Source organism: Phenylobacterium sp., assembly GCF_035276905.1.
GTDB lineage: Bacteria > Pseudomonadota > Alphaproteobacteria > Caulobacterales > Caulobacteraceae > Phenylobacterium.
This window is the reverse complement of record NZ_DATELG010000239.1, coordinates 1-2,423: the sequence shown is the minus strand read 5'-3', so window position 1 is coordinate 2,423 and position 2,423 is coordinate 1. Positions and strand designations below refer to the sequence as shown.

At 70.7% G+C, this 2,423-nt stretch carries 3 protein-coding genes; all 3 read right to left on the bottom strand.

The genetic code is table 11. The features are described 5' to 3' along the window. A partial coding sequence (locus VJS38_RS11100; protein ID WP_324088210.1) for a biotin/lipoyl-containing protein occupies positions 1–289 on the bottom strand: 289 nt, incomplete at its 3' end. Between the two features lie 4 nt (positions 290–293). After that, positions 294–1,307 (bottom strand): alpha-ketoacid dehydrogenase subunit beta, encoded by a 1,014-nt coding sequence (locus tag VJS38_RS11095; RefSeq protein WP_324088209.1) that lies wholly within the window; start codon positions 1,305–1,307, stop codon positions 294–296. 1 nt (position 1,308) lies between these two features. Further along, a partial coding sequence (locus VJS38_RS11090) for a thiamine pyrophosphate-dependent dehydrogenase E1 component subunit alpha (protein ID WP_324088208.1) occupies positions 1,309–2,423 on the bottom strand: 1,115 nt, incomplete at its 5' end.

The window sequence follows — 2,423 nt, the reverse complement described above, 5'->3', positions numbered from 1 at the left end:
GTTCCTTGGCAGGGGCGGGGACGGGCGCAGCTTCCTGAGCGGTTTGCGCGCCCACCTCCAGCACCGCCAGCACCGAGCCGACGCTGGCCTTGTCGCCGGGCTGGCCGGCGGCGGAGACCAACCGGCCCTCGACGGGGCTGGTGATCTCGACGGTGGCCTTGTCGGTCATCAGGTCGACCAGCGGCTGGTCCTCGGCGACGGTCTCGCCGGGCTTCACGTGCCAGGCGACGATCTCCACCTCGGCCACGCCCTCGCCGACGTCGGGTGTCCGGAAGACATATTCCGCCATCGGATCAGTCCTCCATCACCTGGCGCAGCGCTGCGGCCACGCGGGCCGGGCCCGGAAAATATTCCCACTCGAAGACGTGCGGATAGGGCGTGTCCCAGCCGGTGACGCGCTCGATCGGCGCCTCCAGGTGGTAGAAGCAGTGCTCCTGGACCAGCGCCGACAGCTCGGCGCCGAAACCGCTGGTCCGCGTCGCCTCGTGGACGATGACGCAGCGGCCGGTCTTCCGCACCGAGGCGGTGATCGCTTCGATGTCGACGGGCCACAGCGTGCGCAGGTCGATCACCTCGGCGTCGACGCCGCTGAGCTCGGCCGCAGTCAGCGCGACGTGCACCATGGTGCCGTAGGCCAGCACCGTGACCTGAGCGCCGGGCCGCACGATCGCCGCCTCGCCCAGCGGAATGCTGTAATAGCCCTCCGGCGTCTCGCTGGCGGGGTGCTGCGACCAGGGCTTCACCGGCTGGTCGTGGCGGCCGTCGAAGGGGCCGTTGTAGAGCCGCTTCGGCTCCAGGAAGATCACCGGGTCGTCGTCCTCGATCGAGGCGATCAGCAGGCCCTTGGCGTCATAGGGCGTCGACGGCGCCACCACCTTCAGGCCGGCGACGTGGGTGAACAGGCCCTCGGGGCTCTGGCTGTGGGTCTGGCCCCCGAAGATGCCGCCGCCGTAGGGGGTGCGCACGACGATGGGGGCGGTGAACTGTCCGGCCGAGCGGTAGCGAAGGCGCGCGGCCTCGGAGATCAGCTGGTCGATGGCCGGATAGATGTAGTCGGCGAACTGGATCTCGGCGACGGGCCTGAGGCCATAGGCGGCCATGCCGACCGCCGCCGCCAGGATGCCGCCCTCGGTGATCGGGGTGTCGAAGCAGCGCTTGAGGCCGTGCCTGGCCTGCAGGCCTTCGGTCACGCGGAAGACGCCGCCGAAGTAGCCGACGTCCTCGCCGAACACGAGCACGTTGGGGTCGCGCGCCAGCATCACGTCGAGGCCCGAGTTCAGCGCCTGGATCATGGTCATCGAGGCCATGTCAGACGCCCGCCTGCTGGCGCTGGCGGCGCAGGTGCCAGGGCTGCTCCTTGTAGACGTCGTCGAACATGGTGGCCGCGCTCGGCCGCTGGCCGGAGCCCAGGACGCCGATCGCCTCGGCCTCCTTGCCCGCCGCCTGGACCGCGGCCTTGGCCTCGGCGCGGAGCGCATCGAGGTCGGCTTCCGTCAGGGCGCCGGCGTGGAGCAGGTGCTGCTCCAGCCGGCGGACCGGATCGCCGAGCGGCCACAGCTTGGCCTCGTCGGCCGGGCGGTACTTGGAGGGATCGTCGCTGGTCGAGTGGCCCTCGACCCGGTAGGTGACCAGCTCGATCAGGGTGGGGCCGAGGTCCGAGCGGGCCCGCTCGGCGGCCCAGCGGGTGGCGCCGTAGACCGCCAGGAAATCGTTGCCGTCGACCCGCAGCGTCGGCACGCCGTAGCCGATGCCGCGCGCGGCGAAGGTCGCCTCGGCGCCGTTGGCGATGCCCTGAAAGGTCGAGATGGCCCACTGGTTGTTGACCACGTTGAGCACGACCGGCGCCCGGTAGACCGAGGCGAGCGTCAGGGCGTAGTGGAAATCGCCCTCGGCGGTCGAGCCCTCGCCGATCCAGGCCGCGGCGATCTTGTCGTCGTTCGAATAGGCCGAGGCCATGCCCCAGCCGACCGCCTGGCTGAACTGGGTGCCGAGGTTGCCGGAGAGCGAGAAGAAGCCGAAGTCCCTGGCCGAGTACATCACCGGCATCTGCCGGCCCTTCAGCGGATCGCGGGCGTTCGAATAGATCTGGCACATCATGTCGACCAGCGGGTAGCCGCGGGCGATCAGGAGCCCCTGCTGGCGGTAGGTCGGAAAGCACATGTCGCCGCGCTCCAGCGCCATGGCCTGGGCCGCGGCCACCGCCTCCTCGCCGGTGCAGCGCATGTAGAAGCTGGTCTTGCCCTGGCGCTGGGCGCGGAACATCCGCTCGTCATAGGCGCGGGTGACCAGCATGGTGCGCAGGCCGCCGATCAGCTCGTCGGCGCTCAGCGCCGGCGCCCAGGGGCCCACCGGCTGGCCGTCGTCGGCCAGCACCCGGATCATGGAGAAGGCCAGGTCGCGCATGTCGGCGGCGTGTGTCTCCA

What these genes read in the sequence shown, in the direction of transcription:
- VJS38_RS11095 (WP_324088209.1), bottom strand. Translation starts at nt 1,307, where the DNA reads ATGGCCTCGATGACCATGATCCAGGCGCTGAACTCGGGCCTCGACGTG.